This is a genomic window from Corynebacterium sp. Marseille-P4321 (assembly GCF_903645305.1).
GTDB lineage: Bacteria > Actinomycetota > Actinomycetes > Mycobacteriales > Mycobacteriaceae > Corynebacterium.
This window is the reverse complement of sequence record NZ_CAHJXO010000003.1, coordinates 85,158-103,606: the sequence shown is the minus strand read 5'-3', so window position 1 is coordinate 103,606 and position 18,449 is coordinate 85,158. Positions and strand designations below refer to the sequence as shown.

The 18,449-nt window shown below is 65.8% G+C and carries 16 protein-coding genes; 8 read left to right on the top strand and 8 right to left on the bottom strand.

From position 1 onward, the window contains the following. Nucleotides 1-21 precede the first annotated feature (21 nt). Nucleotides 22-1,977 carry an FAD/NAD(P)-binding domain-containing protein gene (locus HWX32_RS08820; RefSeq protein WP_175935579.1) on the bottom strand — a complete coding sequence of 652 codons (1,956 nt, stop codon included), beginning with the start codon at nucleotides 1,975-1,977 and terminating at the stop codon, nucleotides 22-24. A 220-nt stretch (nucleotides 1,978-2,197) separates the two neighbouring features. Between HWX32_RS08820 and HWX32_RS08815 the strand changes: the two genes are divergently transcribed. Next, nucleotides 2,198-3,604: an RNA-binding domain-containing protein gene (locus HWX32_RS08815; RefSeq protein WP_175935578.1), complete on the top strand. Its 1,407-nt coding sequence runs from the start codon at nucleotides 2,198-2,200 to the stop codon at nucleotides 3,602-3,604. Nucleotides 3,605-3,691: 87 nt separating this feature from the next. Here HWX32_RS08815 and HWX32_RS08810 read toward each other — a convergent pair whose 3' ends face one another. Then, on the bottom strand, nucleotides 3,692-4,108 hold the full coding sequence (locus HWX32_RS08810) for a hypothetical protein (RefSeq protein ID WP_175935577.1): 417 nt from the start codon (nucleotides 4,106-4,108) through the stop codon (nucleotides 3,692-3,694). A gap of 102 nt (nucleotides 4,109-4,210) precedes the next feature. On the opposite strand from HWX32_RS08810, the gene HWX32_RS08805 reads away from it, so the two are divergent. Both HWX32_RS08805 and HWX32_RS08800 read left to right on the top strand, forming a co-directional pair. Further along, on the top strand, nucleotides 4,211-4,939 hold the full coding sequence (locus tag HWX32_RS08805; RefSeq protein WP_368485907.1) for a hypothetical protein: 729 nt from the start codon (nucleotides 4,211-4,213) through the stop codon (nucleotides 4,937-4,939). Beyond that, nucleotides 4,936-6,489 carry a DNA polymerase Y family protein gene (locus HWX32_RS08800; RefSeq protein ID WP_175935576.1) on the top strand — a complete coding sequence of 518 codons (1,554 nt, stop codon included), beginning with the start codon at nucleotides 4,936-4,938 and terminating at the stop codon, nucleotides 6,487-6,489. Before HWX32_RS08805 ends, HWX32_RS08800 begins: the two co-directional genes overlap by 4 nt. A 4-nt stretch (nucleotides 6,490-6,493) precedes the next feature. Here the strand turns inward: HWX32_RS08800 and HWX32_RS08795 are convergent, their stop codons facing one another. Continuing rightward, a complete protein-coding gene (locus HWX32_RS08795; protein WP_242648268.1) occupies nucleotides 6,494-7,102 on the bottom strand; it encodes a hypothetical protein in 609 nt (202 codons plus the stop codon). Nucleotides 7,103-7,257: 155 nt separating this feature from the next. Between HWX32_RS08795 and HWX32_RS08790 the strand changes: the two genes are divergently transcribed. Next, on the top strand, nucleotides 7,258-8,142 hold the full coding sequence (locus tag HWX32_RS08790) for a sucrase ferredoxin (RefSeq protein WP_175935575.1): 885 nt from the start codon (nucleotides 7,258-7,260) through the stop codon (nucleotides 8,140-8,142). Between the two features lie 39 nt (nucleotides 8,143-8,181). After that, nucleotides 8,182-8,709 (top strand): hypothetical protein, encoded by a 528-nt coding sequence (locus HWX32_RS08785; protein WP_175935574.1) that lies wholly within the window; start codon nucleotides 8,182-8,184, stop codon nucleotides 8,707-8,709. Here the strand turns inward: HWX32_RS08785 and HWX32_RS08780 are convergent. Genes HWX32_RS08780 through HWX32_RS08760 form a run of 5 tightly spaced genes read right to left on the bottom strand, consistent with a single transcriptional unit; the run spans nucleotide 8,706 to nucleotide 12,984 of the window. Further along, complete coding sequence (locus HWX32_RS08780) at nucleotides 8,706-9,470, bottom strand: HAD family hydrolase (protein ID WP_175935573.1); 765 nt, start codon at nucleotides 9,468-9,470, stop codon at nucleotides 8,706-8,708. The genes HWX32_RS08785 and HWX32_RS08780 overlap by 4 nt on opposite strands. Nucleotides 9,471-9,481: 11 nt before the next feature. Then, a complete protein-coding gene (locus HWX32_RS08775; RefSeq protein ID WP_075468017.1) occupies nucleotides 9,482-10,162 on the bottom strand; it encodes a methionine ABC transporter permease in 681 nt (226 codons plus the stop codon). Further along, entirely contained in the window at nucleotides 10,159-11,187 is a 1,029-nt protein-coding gene (locus tag HWX32_RS08770) for a methionine ABC transporter ATP-binding protein (RefSeq protein WP_175935572.1), read from the bottom strand. Before HWX32_RS08770 ends, HWX32_RS08775 begins: the two co-directional genes overlap by 4 nt. Then, the gene (locus HWX32_RS08765; RefSeq protein WP_075468021.1) at nucleotides 11,188-12,078 is read right to left on the bottom strand and encodes a MetQ/NlpA family ABC transporter substrate-binding protein; all 891 of its coding nucleotides are present in this window, start codon (nucleotides 12,076-12,078) and stop codon (nucleotides 11,188-11,190) included. 3 nt (nucleotides 12,079-12,081) lie between these two features. Further along, on the bottom strand, nucleotides 12,082-12,984 hold the full coding sequence (locus HWX32_RS08760; RefSeq protein ID WP_175935571.1) for a MetQ/NlpA family ABC transporter substrate-binding protein: 903 nt from the start codon (nucleotides 12,982-12,984) through the stop codon (nucleotides 12,082-12,084). A gap of 152 nt (nucleotides 12,985-13,136) precedes the next feature. On the opposite strand from HWX32_RS08760, the gene HWX32_RS08755 reads away from it, so the two are divergent. The 3 genes from HWX32_RS08755 (at nucleotide 13,137) to HWX32_RS08745 (ending at nucleotide 18,447) form a co-directional block, all read left to right on the top strand. Beyond that, entirely contained in the window at nucleotides 13,137-16,268 is a 3,132-nt protein-coding gene (locus HWX32_RS08755; RefSeq protein ID WP_175935570.1) for an error-prone DNA polymerase, read from the top strand. A gap of 438 nt (nucleotides 16,269-16,706) precedes the next feature. Continuing rightward, nucleotides 16,707-17,924 (top strand): HNH endonuclease signature motif containing protein, encoded by a 1,218-nt coding sequence (locus HWX32_RS08750; protein WP_175935569.1) that lies wholly within the window; start codon nucleotides 16,707-16,709, stop codon nucleotides 17,922-17,924. 22 nt (nucleotides 17,925-17,946) lie between these two features. Further along, nucleotides 17,947-18,447 (top strand): PH domain-containing protein, encoded by a 501-nt coding sequence (locus tag HWX32_RS08745; RefSeq protein ID WP_242648269.1) that lies wholly within the window; start codon nucleotides 17,947-17,949, stop codon nucleotides 18,445-18,447. Nucleotides 18,448-18,449 lie beyond the last annotated feature (2 nt).

Below are 18,449 nucleotides of genomic sequence, written 5' to 3'. Positions count from 1 at the left end.
ACCTAGGATTCCGTGGTCTCATCATGATCTAGTTCCCCTGGACGCCGCGGGCTTGCGAAATCCGGCCTGGGTCAGCAGGGAACGGGCCGTCTTATCCGTCTCCTGCAGCATGAGCGGGTCGGTGCCCGGCATTGGGGAAATGGTGGTATCCGCCCACTGCTTGCCGGTTGGGATGCCCACGATGTGCAGGCGTGTATCCAAAGAACCGTCCGGGTGGACGGTGCGTCGGGTGGCGTCGTCCGTCTCCGGCGAGGCGGAGCCGCTGAAGGGGCGCACACGCTCGGCATCGCGCAGTGAGGCGGTCAGCGGGTCGGGGGAGGTGCGGATGTCGGGGCCGGGCAGGAAGGCATCCGCAAGCGCGGTGGCGCGCACCGAGCGGGTGTGGCTGGTTGCGGTGTAGGTGTCGCCGTCGACTTCGACGATGGGGTCGGGGCCGAGGAAGGTGACCAGGCCGGCGTCGAAAAGCGCGAGCAGCTCGCGGGTGCGGAACAGCGGCGGGCCGGAGCCGACCATCTGGCCGAACGCCATGTACTGCGACAGGGCCGCTTCGCGCGCGCCGCGGCCGTTCTCTGTGGCGATGGCGCTGGGTTTGCGGCCGGCCGAAATCGCCCAGAGCCCGGCCTTGAGCGGGGAATCCCAGGCCGCGACGGCCTCGGCGATGTCCACGGTCATCCCTTCGGCGACGCGCTGCTGGAGTTCTTCAAGTGAGAGGTCCTCGGTGCCGGCGAGCGGGTCCACCCAGGCTGCCATGTCGAAAGCTTCAGTGCTCATGCCGTCCAGCGCGGCTGTCAAGGCGCGGGCGACGGGGAGGATGTCGTCGGGAGTCGCATGCGCGGCAAGGTCGGTGGCGTCGATGGCGGCGAGTATCTCCTCGAGCGGCGCGGTGAGCGCTTCGGGGCGCACGCGGGCGAGCACGCGGTAGTACTCGGCGTAGGCGTCGCGGGCGAGTGCGGGCCACAGGGTCCGGCCGAAGGACACTGGTGCGGATGCGGTCTCAGTTGCGGCCTCGATCGCGGCACGCAGGCGGGACAAGTCGGCCTTCGGCGGCAGGGAGTGGTACTCAGATTTCGGCAGGTAGGGGTAGCCGCGCCCCGAAGTCACGACGAAGTGCGGCTCGTTGCCGGAGGCGACGTAGCGCAGACCGGCGCGCGCGGAGTCGTCCTCGACGAAACGGCCGCCGCGGTCGATGGTGGTCAGCGCCATGAGGTCGAAAAAGCCCATGCCCATGCCACGTACCAGCACCCGCTCGCCGGCACCAATTCGCGTAATGTCCTGCTCCACGGGGTTCCCCGGCGGGATGTAGGTCAGCCCCGATTCGGCAAACGCCTGTTGTGCGGGCGTGGGGGAGGGGAGCACCCAGCCGGAGGCGAGCGCGGTGGAATCGGCGTGGACCACCCAGCCGTCGGTAAGCGTGAGTGCGTCCTGGTCGCCCTCGGCGGCGATCGCGACTGCGCGCGCGTGGTGCTCGACCACCTCCACGGAATCCGGCAACTGTGCCAGGGCAACCTGCCACGCCCAGCGCAGATACTCGCCGTACAGCGCGCGCGTGGGGTTGGACTCGGGCCGGGTGACGCGAATCTCCTCGGCGAAGGCGTCGGGGAGGGTAGGCGGGTAGGCGTCGATAAGCGAATGCTCCTTCTCGCCGCGCAGCGCCTGGATCCACTCGTACATGGTGGGCCCTTCGAATACGGGCGCGGCAACGGTCGCGCCGGGTTCGGTGAAGAGGGTGACGGCGCCGGCGAGGGTGTTCATGCACAACGTGCGGGTTTGCTCGGTGTCCCAGATGCGCCCGGCGCCGAGCTGGGCATCGTCGATGACGTGCAGGGTCAATTCGCCCTCGGCACCGTCGGCCGCACCGCGGGTGTTGAGGTATGCCGCGATGCGCTCCGTGATCGAGATGCCCCGTGGTCCGGCCCCGACGATTGCGATTGCTGCTCCCACGGTGATGTACCTCCACGATGTTGTGCGCTGCCGCATTTCCTTTACAGACCATTTAGTCTATTGATAGGGAACCAGATTGTCGGCCGCGGTAGCACCGCAGCGGTTTCGTATTAAGCCGAAGGACCTCGCGAAAACCCTCGTCGGCATAGCCATCAGGAGCTCGAAAGCTACTAGAAAGCTACTCGAAACCGAATGTTTCTAGTGTGAGCTGCGGAAATGCGTCTACTAGAAAGGCTTTCGAGTAGAATTTCAGGATGTGAAAAGAGAGAGTAGCTACCGAGATGACCCGCGTCTCCTCTTGCAAATACCGGAGGATCAATGGTTTGAGCGGAAGTCGTTTCGTATCAAGCCGAAGGATCTTGCGAAAACCATCGTCGGCATGGCCAACGCGGAGGGTGGGGTCGTCGCGGTTGGCATCACCGATCGGGAATTCGACGGGGTTCCCACGCCTGCCCAGGACAATGCCCTGAGGCAGGCATCGCTTGACCACACTGATCCCACGGTGCGCGTGCGGATCGAACCGTTTGACGTCGGCGATGGGGCGCAGGTGTACCTGTTTCATGTGGTGCCGAGCGAGAGTGTGCATTATCTGCGTTCGGGAGACTGCTTTTTGCGTGTTGGTGATGAGACTCGGCAGCTCAATGCCGACGGCATATTGGAGCTCCGCTACACCAAGGGGGAGCAGCAGTTTGACGCGACGGTGCCTCCCCGTGCTGCTCTTAGTGACCTCGATATGGATTTGGTGGGTGAATATGCCAGCGCCATAGGTTCTTCATCTGCATCGGATGCCCTCAAAGCGAGGAATCTCATCGACCGAGATGGCAGGCCGCGTACGGCGGCAATTTTGCTATTCGGCAATGACCCGCAGGAGTTTTTCCCCAACGCGCACGTTCGTGTGCTCAGATTCGGCGAGGATGAGCGGCGCGCTGGCTACCAGCAGCAACTTCTGCAAGACGAGCGTTTCGGCGGTCCGTTACCGCAGCAGATTCGGTCTGCTCAGAAAGCGATCGAAGGGATGCTGCCTCAGGTTCGCCGGTTGGGGAATTCCGGTCTGTTTGAGGACGAGAATCTCATCCCTCACGATGTCTGGCTCGAGGGGTTGGTGAATGCTGCTATTCACCGTTCTTACAGCATGGCGGGCGACCATGTGCGCTTCGAGGTCTACCCATCCCGCATTGAGGTCTCGAGCCCGGGGCGTTTTCCGGGCCTCGTGGATCCTACCCGCCCCGAATCTATTGCCCGTTTTGCGCGAAATCCGTTGATTGCCAGAGTGACCGCGGAGCTTCGCATCGGACAAGAGTTGGGGGAGGGAATCCGCCGTATGTTTGCGGGCATGCGGCGGGTTGGTTTTGCTGATCCGGTTTACTGGCAGACCAGCGGAAGTGTGGTGCTCACGCTGAAGGCGGTGCAACGGCTGGACCCGGGGACCGTGGACGCTCTCCCGCCTCACGCCGCCAATGTGCTTTCGGTATTGCAGGCGAAAGCCAGACCTATGTCCACCGGCGAGGTTGCTGATGCGCTGGGAATCTCTAATCCGCCTGCCCGGCGCGCCTTGCAGGCACTGCGCGAGGAGGGGCTCATTCATTGGAGGGGCAACAGTGCGCGCGACCCTCGGGCTGTGTGGTACTTGGAAGGGCCGTTACAGGAGCTCGAAAGCTACTAGAAAGCTACTCGAAACCGAATGTTTCTAGTGTGAGCTGCGGAAATGCGTCTACTAGAAAGGCTTTCGAGTAGAACCTTTCGAGTAGCTCTACGCGTACGCGAGCCTGCGTGTGCCGTCCACGTGCGGGTAAAGCACCCACGCGAGCCCGAACAGCGCCGCGCCGAGCAGCGCCGCACCCCACGCCGGCCACTGCGCGAGCGGCGCGAGCATCAGCGCGAGCCACCACAGCATCAAGGGCACGAGCATGCTTATCGACGGCACCGTGGCCACCTTGTTCTCCTCCGCGAACCGCCTCATTTCCCCGCGGTACGGGTGCGCCAGGGTGACGCCCACGGCGGCGGCGACGCACGCGAACGCGACGAGCACCTTCACGCCGAGCGCAGCTTGGGAGGCCATTACCGCGACCGAAACCGCCACCCCGAGGGAGCCGAGCGCGCGCACGGCGGGAGGCGTGGGGATTGGGGTGGGCAAGTTTCGCACTGCGGACGCGCTCACGAGATCCATGCCCGGCGACGTTACTAGGGCGCCGAACGTATCCGATAAATTAGCACCCCTGTTCGACCTCGACGCTTGCCCGTGTCGGACCTGGGGTGCATACTCATCCCCGTGAGCAGAACACCCTTTCGAGCAGTTCCGGACGGCCAGTCGAACCTGGCGCGCCAGCCGGAAACGCCTGCTCAGCCGACGCGCGCGGACCAGATCGCGGAGCTGCGCGCCCGCATGGCCGCCATCGGCGGAGAGGTGCCGCAGCAGGTTGTCGCCGACGAGGACGTGCTCGCGGTGTCGGGGCCACTTTCGACCGTGCTGCCGAATGGCGGGTTGCCGCGCCGGGCGGTCACGCACTTCAGCGACACACCCGCGCTGGTTGTGGAGCTTATCGCCCAAGTCGCGGGCGCGGGCGGGCGCGCCGGCGTGGTGGGGTGGCCGGAGCTGTCATACGCGGGTATGCCGGAGGATGCGCTGGAGCGCGTGGTGGCGGTGCCGGAGCCGGGCATCGACGATCTGGCGGTCGCCGGTGTGCTCGCCGAAGGGCTGGACCTGGTGGTGCTGCGCACGCGCACCGCGCTCGAGCTCACACCGGTGCGTGCCCGGCCGCTGCTCGCGCGCCTGCGCAAGGCCGACGCGGCGCTCGTCTTGGTCAACGTGCAGGTTCCCTCGCCTGCGCTCACGGTCACCGGCACGTTGTCCGCCTTCCACGGCATCGGCCGCGGCACGGGGCGCATTACGGGCATCGACTTCGACGTGCGCGCGGAAACCAAGGGCCGCCGCCCGGCGAGTGCGACGGTGACGCTCGGCGGCGGGGCGAAAAAGCCGCAGCTCAAGGTGGTCACGTGAGGGCGGCGGCGCTGTGGTTCCCGGATTGGCCGGTGCAGGCGGCGAAGCTGGATTCCGGCGACGAGCTGGCGGAGCCGATCGCTATCGCCGCGCACCACAGGGTCAAGGTGAGCTCGTTCGCGGCGCGCCAGCTGGGGGTGCGCCGCGGTATGCGGGTGCGCAACGCGCAGGCGGCGGCGCCGGAGCTCACGGTGGTTGACGACAACCCGGACCGCGACGGGCGCATGTTCGCGTCGCTCGCCGCCAGCTTCGACGACGTCGCGGCGAGCGTGGAGATCCTGCGGCCTGGCCTGGTGCTGGTGGACGTGGAGGCCGCCGGCAAGTTCCACGGCGGCGAGGAACGCGCGCTTGAGATGCTTATCGACGCAGCATCGCGCCGCGGCATCGACGCCTTCGCAGGCGCGGCCGACGAGATCGCCACGGCGGTGATCGCGGCGCGGGTCGGGGCGGTGGTGCCTGCGGGGCAGTCGCGGCACTTCCTCGCGTCCCAGCCGCTGGGTGCGCTGTCGGCGGAGGTGGCGCTCGGCGCGGACACCGCCACGGTGACCTCGCTCGGTCAGCTCGGCGTGCGCACGCTGGGGGAGCTCGCGGAACTGCCGCCGGCCGCGGTGACCACGCGTTTCGGGGCGGAGGGGATGCTTCTGCACCGTATCGCCTCTGCCGCGCCGGACCGCCGCGTGGCCCCGGAGCTGCCGGTGGAGGACCTCGCCGTGGCGGTTACGCCGGAGGACCCCATCGAGCGGGTGGATGCCGCCGCGTTTGCAGCCCGCGCGCTCGCCGCCAGCCTGCACGAGCGGCTGAAAGAGACCGGCCGCAACTGCCTGCGCCTGAAGGTGGTCGCGGAGCTTGGCGACGGCACCCAGGTCGAGCGGGTCTGGCGCACCCGCGACGCGCTCACCGAGGCGGCGACGGCGGACCGGGTGCGCTGGCAGCTCGACGGGTGGCTCACCGGCGGCGGCGCGGGGCAGATCGTGGCGCTTACGTTGGAGCCGCTCGAGCTCGCCGCGCCGGAGCCGGCGGGTGAGCTGTGGGCCGACCGCGCCACCACCGACGGGGCGCGGCGTGTGGTGGAGCGCGTGCAGTCGCAGCTGGGTATCGACGCGGTGGTGCAGCCGAAGCTGGTCGGCGGGCGCGGGGTGGCGGAGCGGGTGCGGTTGGTGCCGTACGGGGAGGCTGGGCCGGACGTCGATAAGCATGCTTGGCCCGGTGCCGTGCCCGCGCCGCTTCCTGCGCGCCTTGGCGGCGGCATCGACCACCCCGCCTCGCGCATCGTGCTTATCGACGCGCAGGCGAACCCCGTCATCGTCACCGCCGAAGCCCTCTTATCCTCCAACCCATACGCGCTCGCGTGGGGCGAGCGCCGCTTCCTCGTCACCGGATGGGCCGGGCCATGGCCGGTGGACGAGGGGTGGTGGGCCCAAAACGAGGTGATGGCAAACCGTGTCGCGCGCATGCAAGTAGTGGGCCGCGAGGGCGGCGGGGAAGGGGCCGCGACCGGCTGGCTGTTGGTGTGGAGCCGCCGCAGCTGGCGCGTGGAGGCGGTGTATTAGCGAGTTAGCTCTGCACGATATCCACCACGAGGCGCGTCGGGCCGCGCAGCACCTGCACCGAATACGGCAGCTCGGAGCGAAGCCCTACCACCACCTGGGTGCGGCCCTCGTACGTTCCGGCGTGGGTGACGTCCACAATGTTGCCGGTGTCGCCAGCATTCTCCACTGCCACGCCGTTGTCGCGGCCCATTTCGAAGGGGGAGACGGTGCCGTCGACGTTGATGTTCAAAAACGCGTTACCCGCCACCGTGAGCGGCTGGCCGGTGGTCTCCTGCATGGGCGTGGAGGTGTAATCCACAAACCAGCCCGGATCCCCCTGGCCTTCCAGGTCCACCACGACGCGGTCGAAGCCTTCGTGGGTGCCCACGCGCACACCGGTGACTGCGAGCTGTGCGGGCTCGGAGGGGCGCTCAGACTTCGGGGAGAGCTCCGCGGTGCCCAGCGGCTGCAGCTTCGAGGAGGAAGCGGAGCTGCCCAGCATGGTCGTCGGCCCGCCGGTGCCGTCCGGTCCGGCGCAGGCCACGCACGCGGAAATCGCCGCGGCGCATGCTGCCGTGGCGGCGATGCGGCGCGCGGCGACGTTCCTGCTGCGCCCTCCGGAGTTACTCAACACGGAAATCACCGTATTCAGGCCGCCGGGGCAAACCAAAAGGAATGGGCTGAAAACGCAAATGGTTACGCAAACGTTATTTCCTGGATGGTCGTCCAAATGCCCGTGGCTTAGGGTACCCTCAATTCCGCGTCGCGTGGTGGGCTAGAGTGTGGCGCATGACTACTCCGCTGCCATGCTCCGACGTTGAGGCTGAACCGCTCCCCGGCACCGCCAAAACCGGGTCTGCGTATGTGCTCTTCGAATGGCCGGACGCGTGGCCCCGCGACGTGCTCAAGGACGCTACGTTCGGCGAGGCGCTCACCGCCGACATCGCCGGGCACCTCGACGGGTTCGACGCGTCCCTTTTGCTCATTCGCCACCCAACGCGCGAGGGCCGCAACATCGACGACCACCACGTCTACCTCGTATTCGCCGAGGAGGGCGTCATCGAGGTGTTGCACGTCGACGGCCCGGAGGCGCTGCTTAACCTGGACCTCTCCGGCCCCGGGCGCAACGGCGCGCAGGTACGCAACCGCCCCCTGCTGCTCATTTGCACCCATGCGAAGCGCGACGTGTGCTGCGCGGTGAAGGGCCGGCCGATGGTGGCGCAGATGCACAGCCGCCGCCCGGGCGACTTAGTGTGGGAGACCTCGCATATCAAAGGTCACCGCTTCGCGCCAACGATGCTTCTCATGCCCTGGGCGTACAGCTTCGGCCGGATGAACGTCGAGGCCACCGACGCGATGCTCACCGCCGCCATCGAGGGCCAGTTCTTCGTGCCGGGCAACCGCGGGCGCGGCACCCTTGGGCCCGCGGAGCAGGCCGCGGAAATCGCCGTCGCCGAGCAGCTCGCTCGCACCGGCACGCAGGTGAGTTACGGCGGGTTGCAGGTGGGCAGCGCGCTTATCGACGGCTCCGTGGCCCACGTCGCTGTCAAGCATGCCGCCACCGACCGCACTTACCGCGTCGAGTTAACGAAGCAGCCCGTCGCCGGGGTGGTGGATTCCTGCGGTAAACCACCGAAGGAATCCTTCGCCTGGAAAGTGGAGTCGCTCACCTAAGTTGCGCGCGCGGGTGCACCTACCTTTAGGATGTCCCGCATGAGCAAACGAGCACTGCTGGCTACGGTGCTAATGGTGGCGGGGGTAGCCACCTCGGCGTGCGGGGCACGCCCGGAGGTTATGGGCACCACCGGTTTTGAAATGACCGCCGACGGGGACGTGGTGGTGCGCGTGCAGCCGTGCGGCACGCGGGTGGACTATATCTCCGTGAGCGATTTCCGCGAGGGCCTGCAGCAGAACCCGGGCGCGTTCAAGGCGCGCACCCCGCAGCAGGACCAATTCGTGTTCAACCTGAACGCACCGGCGGATTGGTGGGACCCGAAAGACCCGTTCACCATCCCGCAGGACACCAGCGCGCCGGTCCGGGCGGTGGCCGCGTCCACCGCGGACGACACAGAGACGCTGCCGGTGGCCACCACCGTGGGTGAAATTCTGGCGCTGCGCCCGGGTGAAATCCTCATCGGCGACAATATCGGCGAGGACGGCAACGACGCCCCGGGCGTGGCAGTGGTGACGAAGCAAGAGTTCGAGCGCTGCCCGCACCCGGAGAAAGCACCGAACGCCTAGAGGTAGCCCGCCAGCACCTCGTGCACGGCGCCGATGACGCGGTCGGTGGCGTCCTGAACCTCGGGCGGGGAGTGGCGGAAGCTGTGCGACACGGTAGCGATCTCGTGCATGGTCAAGTCGTTCCATGAATCGCCGAAGGTGATCAACTGATCCGGCTCCACCCCGACGCCGGCAAGCAGCTCCTCCACACCTGCACCCTTGTTGCGCCCCGGCGCCATGAGGTCGATGTAGTCCTGGTTCTGCGCCACGGTCACGCCATCGAGCGTGTGCGCCCATTCGACCACCTCAGCACGCAACGCCTCATTTCCGGGAACCCAAATGGGTACCACAGCGAAGCGGTGGGCGGGGATGTCGGCGCGCGTCATGGGCTCGAAGTGGGCGGTGAAGGTGTGTGCGGCGCCGGTGTTATTCGCAAACACGCCGTCGACGCGGCCGAGCGTGGTGCCGAAGATGGCCAGCCCTTCGCGTTCCCCGAACGCATCCAGGGCAGCGTGCAGCACGGCGGCGTCGACTTCGTAGCCGTAAATCAGCTCGGTGTTTGCGCCGTCGGTGGCGGAGCCGCCGTTAGACAACACCTGGTAATCGAACTCAAGCCCGCTGCCGCGTAGCGCGTACGCCAGCGCGGAACGGGAGCGCCCGGTGGCGGAAATGGCAAGATGCCCGGCATTGCGCCAGGCATCTATCGCGGCGATGTCGGAGGGGTTAATACCCGCGCCGGGGTGGTGGAGTGTGCCATCGAAGTCGAACGCCGCTACCTTCATGGCACCCAAGGCTAGCGACGCATGACCTTCTTCGACAGCCAGTTGCCCAGGAACTGGGCGAGCTGCACAATCACCACGATCACCAGCACCGCAGCCCAGGTCACCTGCGGCTCGAACGCGCGGTAACCGTAAACGATGGCGAAGTCGCCCACGCCGCCGCCGCCGATGTAACCGGCCATCGCGGACATATCGATCACCGCGATGAAGATGAAGGTGTAGCCCAAAATCAGTGGGCCAAGTGCTTCCGGCAGGATCACCGACGTGATGATCTTCCAGGGGCTCGCGCCCATGGAGCGCGCCGCCTCAATCACGCCCGGGTCGATGGCCACCAGGTTCTGCTCCACAATGCGCGCCACGGTAAAGGTGGCGGAGAAGCACATCACGAACGTCGCCGCCGAGCGCCCAATCGTCGTGCCCACCACCTGCAGCGTGAGTGGGTAGAGCATGGCGATCATGATGATGAACGGGATGGGGCGGAAGAAGTTCACGGCCACGTTGATCAGGGTGTAAATCACCTTGTTCTGCAGGATCGCACCCGGGCGGGTGGTGTAGAGCAGCATGCCCAGAAGCAGGCCGAAGAAGCCGCCGACCACCATGGTGATGGCCACCATCCACAGCGTGTCGCCGATCGCGTCGACGAAGACGGGACCAAGGTTGTCCCAGTTCGGTTCAGCAAGCAGGAACTCGGTCATCGCGTGATCTCCTCGATGTCGGTGTTGCGTTGCAGGGTGCTAAGGAACTCGTCGATGGCGTTGTTGTCGCCGTTCAGGCGCACCGTCATGCGCCCGAACGAGCGCTCCTGCAGGGTGGTGATGCCGGCGTGCACCGGCTCGACCGTCACGCCGGCGCGGCGGGCAGCCTCGGCGGCGCCGAAGAAGCCGGAATCCTCCGCGAGGTCCACGGTGAACAGGCGGCCCGGCTTGGCCAGCAGCTCCGCGCGCTCCACCTCGTCCGGACGGTTGCGCAGGCTGGTTGCGGCGAAGCGCTTCGCCACGTCGGTCTGCGGGTTAGCAAACACGTCGTAGACGCTGCCGTACTCCACCACGCGGCCGTCCTCCATCACCGCGACGTTGTCGGCGATAGAGCGGATGACATCCATCTCGTGGGTGATCACCACGATGGTGATGCCCAGCTCCTCGTTCACGCGGCGCAGCACTCCGAGCACCTCCTGGGTGGTTTCGGGGTCGAGTGCGGACGTGGCTTCGTCGGCAAGCAAAAGCGACGGGTTGGTGGCAAGCGCCCGGGCGATGCCCACACGCTGCTTCTGGCCGCCGGAGAGCTGCTCCGGGTAGTTCTTGCCGCGCTCCGACAGGCCGACGAAGTCGAGCAGCTCGGCCACGCGGCGCTCGCGCTCCTTCTTGTCCACACCTGCGAGCTTGAGCGGGTACTCAATGTTGCCCGCGGCGGTGCGGGAGGAAAAGAGGTTGAACTGCTGGAAGATCATGCCGACGTTGCGGCGGATTTCGCGCAGCTCTTTTTCTTTGCGGCCGACCACGTCTACGCCGTCGAGAAGCAAATGCCCCCCGGTCGGCATGTCCAGGCCGTTGATCAGGCGCACGAGAGTGGACTTGCCGGCGCCCGAGTAGCCGATCACGCCGAGGATCTCGCCCGGTTCGACGGTCAAGCTGACGTCGTCGACGGCTTTGACCTCGCGGTCTTTCGTTTGGAAGACCTTTGATACGTTCTGGAATTCAATCCGGGTGCCGGTCTTTGCCATCTACTTGTACTCCTCCGTGAGGCGGTCGAGGATCTCGTTGAGCTCCTCCTTGGTGCGCTGGACCTGCACCGCGGTGCCGTTGGAATCCTCGTTGAGCGCCTCGGTGACCTCGGGCGACTGCCACACCTCGACGAGCTTCTCGTACGTGGCGTTATCCAGGTCGTCCGCGGAGACCGTGAAGACGTTGATGTAGGGTTCCGCCAGCTCCGAGTTCGGGTCGTCCGCCGCCACGGAGGAGGCCGGGTCGATGCCCGCACGCTGCAGCCAGTTGTTGTTGATGATCGCGGGGCGGCCCTCGTTGTACGCATTCGGCGTCTGCGAAGCGTCCACCGCCACGACGGAGACCTTCGAGGCCTCCTTATCGATGTCCGCAGGCGTCGGCGTGAGCGTCGGCGCATCCGGCTTCAGCTTCAGCAGGCCCGCCTGCACCAGCACGTTGATGGCGCGGCCCTGGTTCGACGGGTCGTTCGGGATCGCAACTTCCTCGCCCTCGATGCCGTCGGTCGAATCGTGGTCCTTCCAGTACAGGCCGAGCACGTTGATCTCGCCCGAGCCGATGATGCGCAGGTCCTGGTTCGCCGTGGCGTTGTACTGGGCCTGGTAGTTGATCGTCTGGAACTTCGAAATCTCGATCTGCCCCTCCGTCTGCGCAGGGTTGACCTGCGGGTACTCGGTGAAGCGGACGATGTCTAGATTGATGCCCTCTTCCTGCGCCTTGTCCGCGAACACGGACCAAGCCTTCAGGTCGGCGTCGGTGGTGCCGATCTTCACGGTCACGGCTTCGCCGCCGGAAGCATTATCGCTTGTCGACGACTCCGTGCCACCGCACGCGGCAACACCGAAGGCCAGAAGCGCTGCGGTGGCCGCAGCTGCAAAACGGTTAGCTCGCATTGCTTACTTCTCCTGCAAGCGATCGAGGATGTCGTTGAGCTCTTCCTTCGGGCGGTACGCCGGAACGGAGGTGCCCTTGGAGTCCTTGGCCACGGCCTCGGCGACCTCGTCGGTCTGCCACAGCTCGACGAGCTTGTTCAGGGTCTCGTCGTCAATGTCCTCTGCGCGGGCGGCGAAGACGTTGATGTACGGCTCTGCGACCGCGGAGTTCGGATCGTCCTCGAAGATGGCCAGCGACGGCTCGATGCCAGCGCGGTCCAGCCAGGTGTTGTTGATGATCGCCGGGCGGCCCTCGTTGTACGCGTTCGGGGTCTGGGACGCGTCCACCGGAACGACGGTGACCTTGGAGGCCGCCGCGTCGATGTCAGCCGGGGTCGGCGCCAGCTCGTCGGCGACGTTGTCGGACAGGGTGAGCAGGCCAGCCTGGACCAGCACGTTGATGGCGCGGCCCTGGTTGGACGGGTCGTTCGGGATTGCGATCTCTTCGCCCTCGATGCCGTCGAGGGAGTCGTGGTCCTTCCAGAACAGCGCGAGCGGCACGATCTCGGTGGAGCCGACGATGCGCAGGTCGTTGCCGGAGGACGCGTTGTACTCCGCGAGGTACTTGATGTGCTGGAACTTGTTCACGTCGATCTCGCCCTGGGCAAGTGCCTCGTTAACCGGGGAGTAGTCGGAGAACTGCACGATGTCCAGCTCGATGCCGTTGTCGGAGGCGAGCTGCTGGAAGACGGTCCAGGCTTCCTGGTCGGACTCGGTGGTGCCGATCTTCACCGTTACGGTGTCGCCGTCGGCTGCGGCGTTGTCGGCGGTACCGGCGTTGTCAGCTGCCTCGTTGGAGCAGGCGACAAGGCTGGTGGCGGCGATTGCCGCTGCTGCGGCGGTGGCCAGAGTGCGGTTGAGACGCATGGCTTTCCTCCTGGAAATAGGGGTGCAACAAATTTACGGTTCGTGAATGTAGCACCTTACGAACCGCTTAGTCTATTCAAGATTCACCGGCGGGACCTGGGCGGGCTCTGCGGGGAGGCACTGGTGTTCGAAATCTGGTAGCGTTTTCGAACATGAGATTTAACGGGGGCGAGCCACTTTCGTGGTCGCGGCTGGAGCGCATCCTCTCCGGCCGCTCCGGCCCCGAGCCCGTGCCCGTGGAGCACACCGGCCAGCCTTCCTCCCCGTGGCCGCGCCCGTGCCAGCCGGCGGTGCCGTTCGCGGAGCTGCACGCCGTGAGCTCGTACAGCTTCCTCGGCGGGGCGAGCGAGCCGGAAGCCCTTGTTGCGCGCGCTGTCGAACTCGGCATTGGCGCGCTTGCCCTGCTGGACCGTGACGGATTCTACGGTGCCGTGAAGTTCGCGGAAGCCGCGGCCGCCGCAGACGTGGCCACGGTGTTCGGGGCGGAGCTCACGCTCGGCGACCGTGTGCTGCCCGTCATCGCCCGCGGCCCCGAAGGCTACAAGCGCCTGTCCCACCTTATCGCCGACGCGCACATGGCCACCCGCGAGAAAGATGTCGTGGCCTACCCGCCACTGGAGCTGATCGGCCAGCGTCTCGGCGGCACCTGCGTGGCGCTGGCCGGGTGGCGGTGGGCGGACGAAATCGATCGTCTGGTCGAAAGTTTCGGTGATGGCCACGTCGTGCGGGAATACGAGGTGACCATGTGTCCGGAGGACGCCGACCGGCACGCCACTTTGGACCGCTTTGTTCACATCTCGGCGATCGTCACTGCGGCCCCCGCCGCCGCCACGCGGGACGATGCACGCCTGGCCGCGGCGAAACGGGCCTTGGCTAGGCGGGAGTCGCTCGCCGCGGCGCACGGCGAGCTGCATCCGATGGGCGCGAACTGGCTGCGCTCCGGCGAGCAGCTCGCCCGCATGCTGCCCGGTTGCGAGGAAAAGTTGGCGTACACCGTTGAGCTGGCGCGGCAGTGCGCCTTCACGCTCGACCTCGTGGCGCCGGAGCTGCCGGATTACCCCACGCCGGACGGGCGCAGCGAGATGGAGCACCTGCGAAACCTCACTCTCGCCAGCGCGCAGTTCCGCTACGCCTCCCGGCCCGCGGAGGTGCGGGACAAGGCGATGGCGCAGATCCGTTACGAGCTCGGCGTGATTGAGGAGCTGAACTTCCCCGGCTACTTCCTCATCGTCTACGACATCGTGGACTTCTGCGCGCGCGAAAACATCCTGTGCCAGGGCCGCGGGAGTGCGGCGAACTCGGCGGTGTGCTTCGCACTCGGCATCACTAACGTCGAGCCGATCGCGGCGGGTTTGCTCTTCGAGCGTTTCTTGTCGCCGGAGCGCGACGGCCCGCCGGACATCGACTTAGACATCGAGTCGGGCCGGCGAGAGGAGGTCATCCAGTACGTCTATTCCCGCTACGGTCGCGACAACGCCGCGCAGGTGGCCAACGTGATCACCTACCGCACGAAGGGTGCAGTGCGTGACGCCGCCCGCGCCTTGGGCTACGCGCAGGGTGCGGCTGATGGTTGGGCGAAGGGGATAGCGCAGGTGCCGGATGGCGTCGATAAGCTTGCTGCTCAATTCAAGGGCCAGCCGCGACATTTGGGCATTCATTCGGGAGGCATGGTGATCTGCGACCGGCCCATCGCCGACGTGGTGCCGGTGGAGTGGGCGCGGATGGAAAACCGCTCGGTGGTGCAGTGGGATAAGGACGATTGTGCGTCCGCCGGGTTGGTGAAGTTCGACCTGCTCGGGCTTGGCATGCTCGAGGCGCTGCACCACATGGTGGATCTCGTGCGCGAAACCACGGGGCGAGAGGTGCGCCTGTGGGAGCTTTCGCTTGACGACGCTGACGTCTACTCCATGCTTTCCCGCGCCGATTCCGTCGGCGTGTTCCAGGTGGAGTCCCGCGCCCAGATGGGCACCCTGCCCCGGTTAAAGCCGCGGTGCTTTTTCGACCTGGTGGTAGAGGTCGCGCTGATCCGCCCGGGCCCGATCCAGGGCGGCTCCGTGCACCCGTACCTGCGGCGACGCGACGGGCTGGAGCCTGTGGAGTACGACCACCCGGTACTCGAGCGCGCCCTAGGCAAGACGCTGGGCATCCCGCTGTTCCAGGAGCAGCTCATGCAGATCGCCGTGGATGCTGCGGGGTTCTCGGGCCGGGAAGCAGATGCTTTACGACGAGCCATGGGCTCCAAACGCTCCCCCGCCAAAATGGCGGCGCTGCGGGCACGCTTCTTCGAGGGCTGCTGGCGCACCAACGAGATCGGCGAGGATGTGGCCGAGCGCCTGTGGCAGAAAATTGTGGCGTTTGCCGCCTACGGGTTCCCGGAGTCGCACTCGCAGTCGTTCGCGTCGCTGGTGTACTTCTCCGCGTGGTTCAAGTACCACTACCCGGCCGAATTCTGCGTGGGGTTGCTGCGGGCGCAGCCGATGGGGTTCTACTCGCCGCAGTCGCTGATCCAGGACGCCCGCCGCCACGGTGTTCGGGTGCTGCCGGTTTCTGTGAACGAGTCCGGGCGCGAGGCGCGCTGCGTCGACTCGTCCGCCATCCGGGTGGGGCTCGGCCTAGTGCGGGGCCTGGGTGCGGCTGCCGCCGACCGTATCGAGGAGGCGGCGCCTTTTTCCGGCATCCCCGACCTGTCAAGGCGCGCGGACCTCACCGTCGAGCATGTGGAGGCGCTCGCTCGGGCGGGGGCGCTGGATTGCTTCGGGGTGGATCGTCGTCAAGCATTGTGGCAAGCGGGCGTCGCCGCGACCGAGCGGGAAGGAATGCTGCCGGGCCTATCCGCTATCGCCGCCCCCGCACTGCCCGGCATGAACGCCTTCGAGCTCATGGCCGCCGACGTGGTGGCCACCGGCGTGACCCCAGGCGCAATGCCCGTGGAAATGGTGCGCTCGGCGTTGTCTGCCCAGGGCGTGGTGTGCGCTTCGGAGCTTCTGCGCGGCGTGGAGGACGGCACCCGCGTGCGCATTGCCGGCGTGGTCACGCACCGCCAGCACCCGGCCACTGCCGGCGGGGTGACGTTCTTCGGTATGGAGGATGAGACTGGGCTGATCAACGTGGTCATTCCGGTTGGGCTGTGGAACCGGCAACGTGTGCTCGCGCGCACCGCGAAGGCGCTTGTGGTGCGTGGCATCGTGCAAAACGCGTCCGGGGCCGTGTCTGTGGTGGCGGACAGGTTGGAGCCGCTGGCGATGGGGGAGTGGCTCACCCGCGGGTCGCGCGACTTCCGGTGAATTATGCGGCTGCATAGTCCGTTTTCGGGATTTATAGGGGATGTCGATAGGGGAGCAGTGCCGCGCCGGGTTATGTCGGCGTTATGCGGCTGCATAGTCCGTTTTCGGGATTTATAGGGGATGCCGATGGAGCCAGAGGTGGGTTGCGCTATGCGGCTGCATAGTCGTTTGGCGTAAATTATTTGAAAATCGAATAAATGAACTACTTGAAGGTGATGCTCATTAACAAAATGCTGGTGTCACCTTTAAAAAAGTTTAATCGAACTCTTTACTCGAACTAATAAACGACGTACACTTGTTCTACATCCACACATTCGGAGGGGAGACAGCGCAGTGGGAATCGCAGCTGAACAGTACGAAGACGATGGATTGCAATCCGCATCCATCACGTTTCGCATACAGGAATATCACGCCGCCTCGACACGGAACCGGGCCCGCATGCTCGACGCTGTCGGCATTTTCGACGAGCTGGGGCTCGCGGAGGCGCACGGGCTGAGCTCGACAAGCCAGTGGTTGCAACGCGAACTGCGCATCGCCACCTCGTTGGCCTATGAATACGCCCGCGTTGCGCGGGGCGTGAGGCGCTTCCGCGTGTTGTACGCGGCGTTCGCGGCTGGCGAGATCGCGTATTCCACCGTGCGCTACCTGTTGCCGCGTATGACGGAGGACAACGAGGTAGAGCTTGTGGAGCTGGCGAAGTGCCTCTGCGACAGTGAGCTGCGCCAAGCGCTTGCCGGGGTGGGCAATGAGGAAAACGTTGACCCGGCCGAACCGTTCTTCAAGGCGAATGTCTTGGATAACGGGATGCTTGACGTTCGTGGGTTGCTGCCGGCGGTGGTCGGGCAGGAGGTGCTCTCGGCGTTGAAAATCGCGCAGCTGGCCAGCTACGGCATCGAGGACCTTGACACTGATGCGCTCTTGGATCCTGAGGCCGTTGAGAAGCTGATCAACGAGGCAGAAAACCAGGAAGAAGCATGTCCCGGGGAGCAGGTCCGCGCGCCGGACAAGGACACAACCCTTAGCGCGGACAAAGTGCTCAACTTGCCGTCGCGCTACGGCCCGCCCGAGAAGGGCGACATGTACGCGGCGTTTCTCACCATGGTGCAGATGGTGCGCTCCAACCCGCTGAGCCCGCTGCGTACCCCGGGTGCGCAAGTGAACATCATGGTCACCGAGGACGGGAGGTGCTGGATGCCTGAGAATCCCTCCGCGCGGTCCGAAGAAATCCGCAGCTACGTGGCGAACGCCGTCGCGCGGATGCACTACCTCGACCGGAAAGGGCTCACGCTCAACGTTGGTAGAGCGCAGCGCTTTGCTACCGACGGGCAGGTGCAAGCACTGATCGCGGTCTGGGGGTACCAATGCGCGATGCCCGGATGTGCGCACAGGCGGTTCCTGCAGGTTCACCATATTAAGCCGTGGGAACACGGGGGCGCCACAAACCTGGACAATCTCATCCCGTTGTGTTCCGGCTGCCACTCGAACGTCAGCCACGGTATTGCGCACATCGAGTCTGCGGGCCCGAACCTGTACTTCCGTTTCAAAGACGGCTCGCAGTTCGTCTCGCGCAACCGCATGCTGCCGAGGAAGACGGCGAACTTTAAGGGTTCGATGGTGACCAACCCTCGCGTCGCGGGCGCATCTTTCGATGTCTAGCCAGGCTGGTAGCGTAACCGGCATGACTGAGCCTGCGCTGCCCGTGACGCCGCTGCCGACATCGGTGGAGTCGATGCACCGCGTGTCACAGAAGTTGATGATCCCCAGGTACGTCAGCAACGTACTGTGGGCGGTGATTCTGCTAGTGATCTTCTGGTTGTGCTACCGCCAGTGGGGCTGGGGCTGGCTCATCCCGTTCGGGTTCTTCGCGGTGTATTTCATCTGGCAGATGTTCCTCATCCCGTTCCAGGTGCGCAACATCGGGTGGCTGGAAACGGAAAACGAGCTGATTGTCAGCCGCGGCAAGATGTTCCACACCATCACTGCGATTCCCTACGGGCGCATCCAGTTCGTGGATGTGGAGTCGGGTCCGGTTGCGCGCGCACTGGGGCTCAAGGAACTGAAGGTGCACACCGCGTCCACTTCTTCGAATACGGAGGTGCCGGGCTTGCTTATCGACGAAGCTGACGCCCTCCGCGACCGCCTCGCCGCGAAAGCGCGCGAGTACATGAGTGGGCTGTAAAC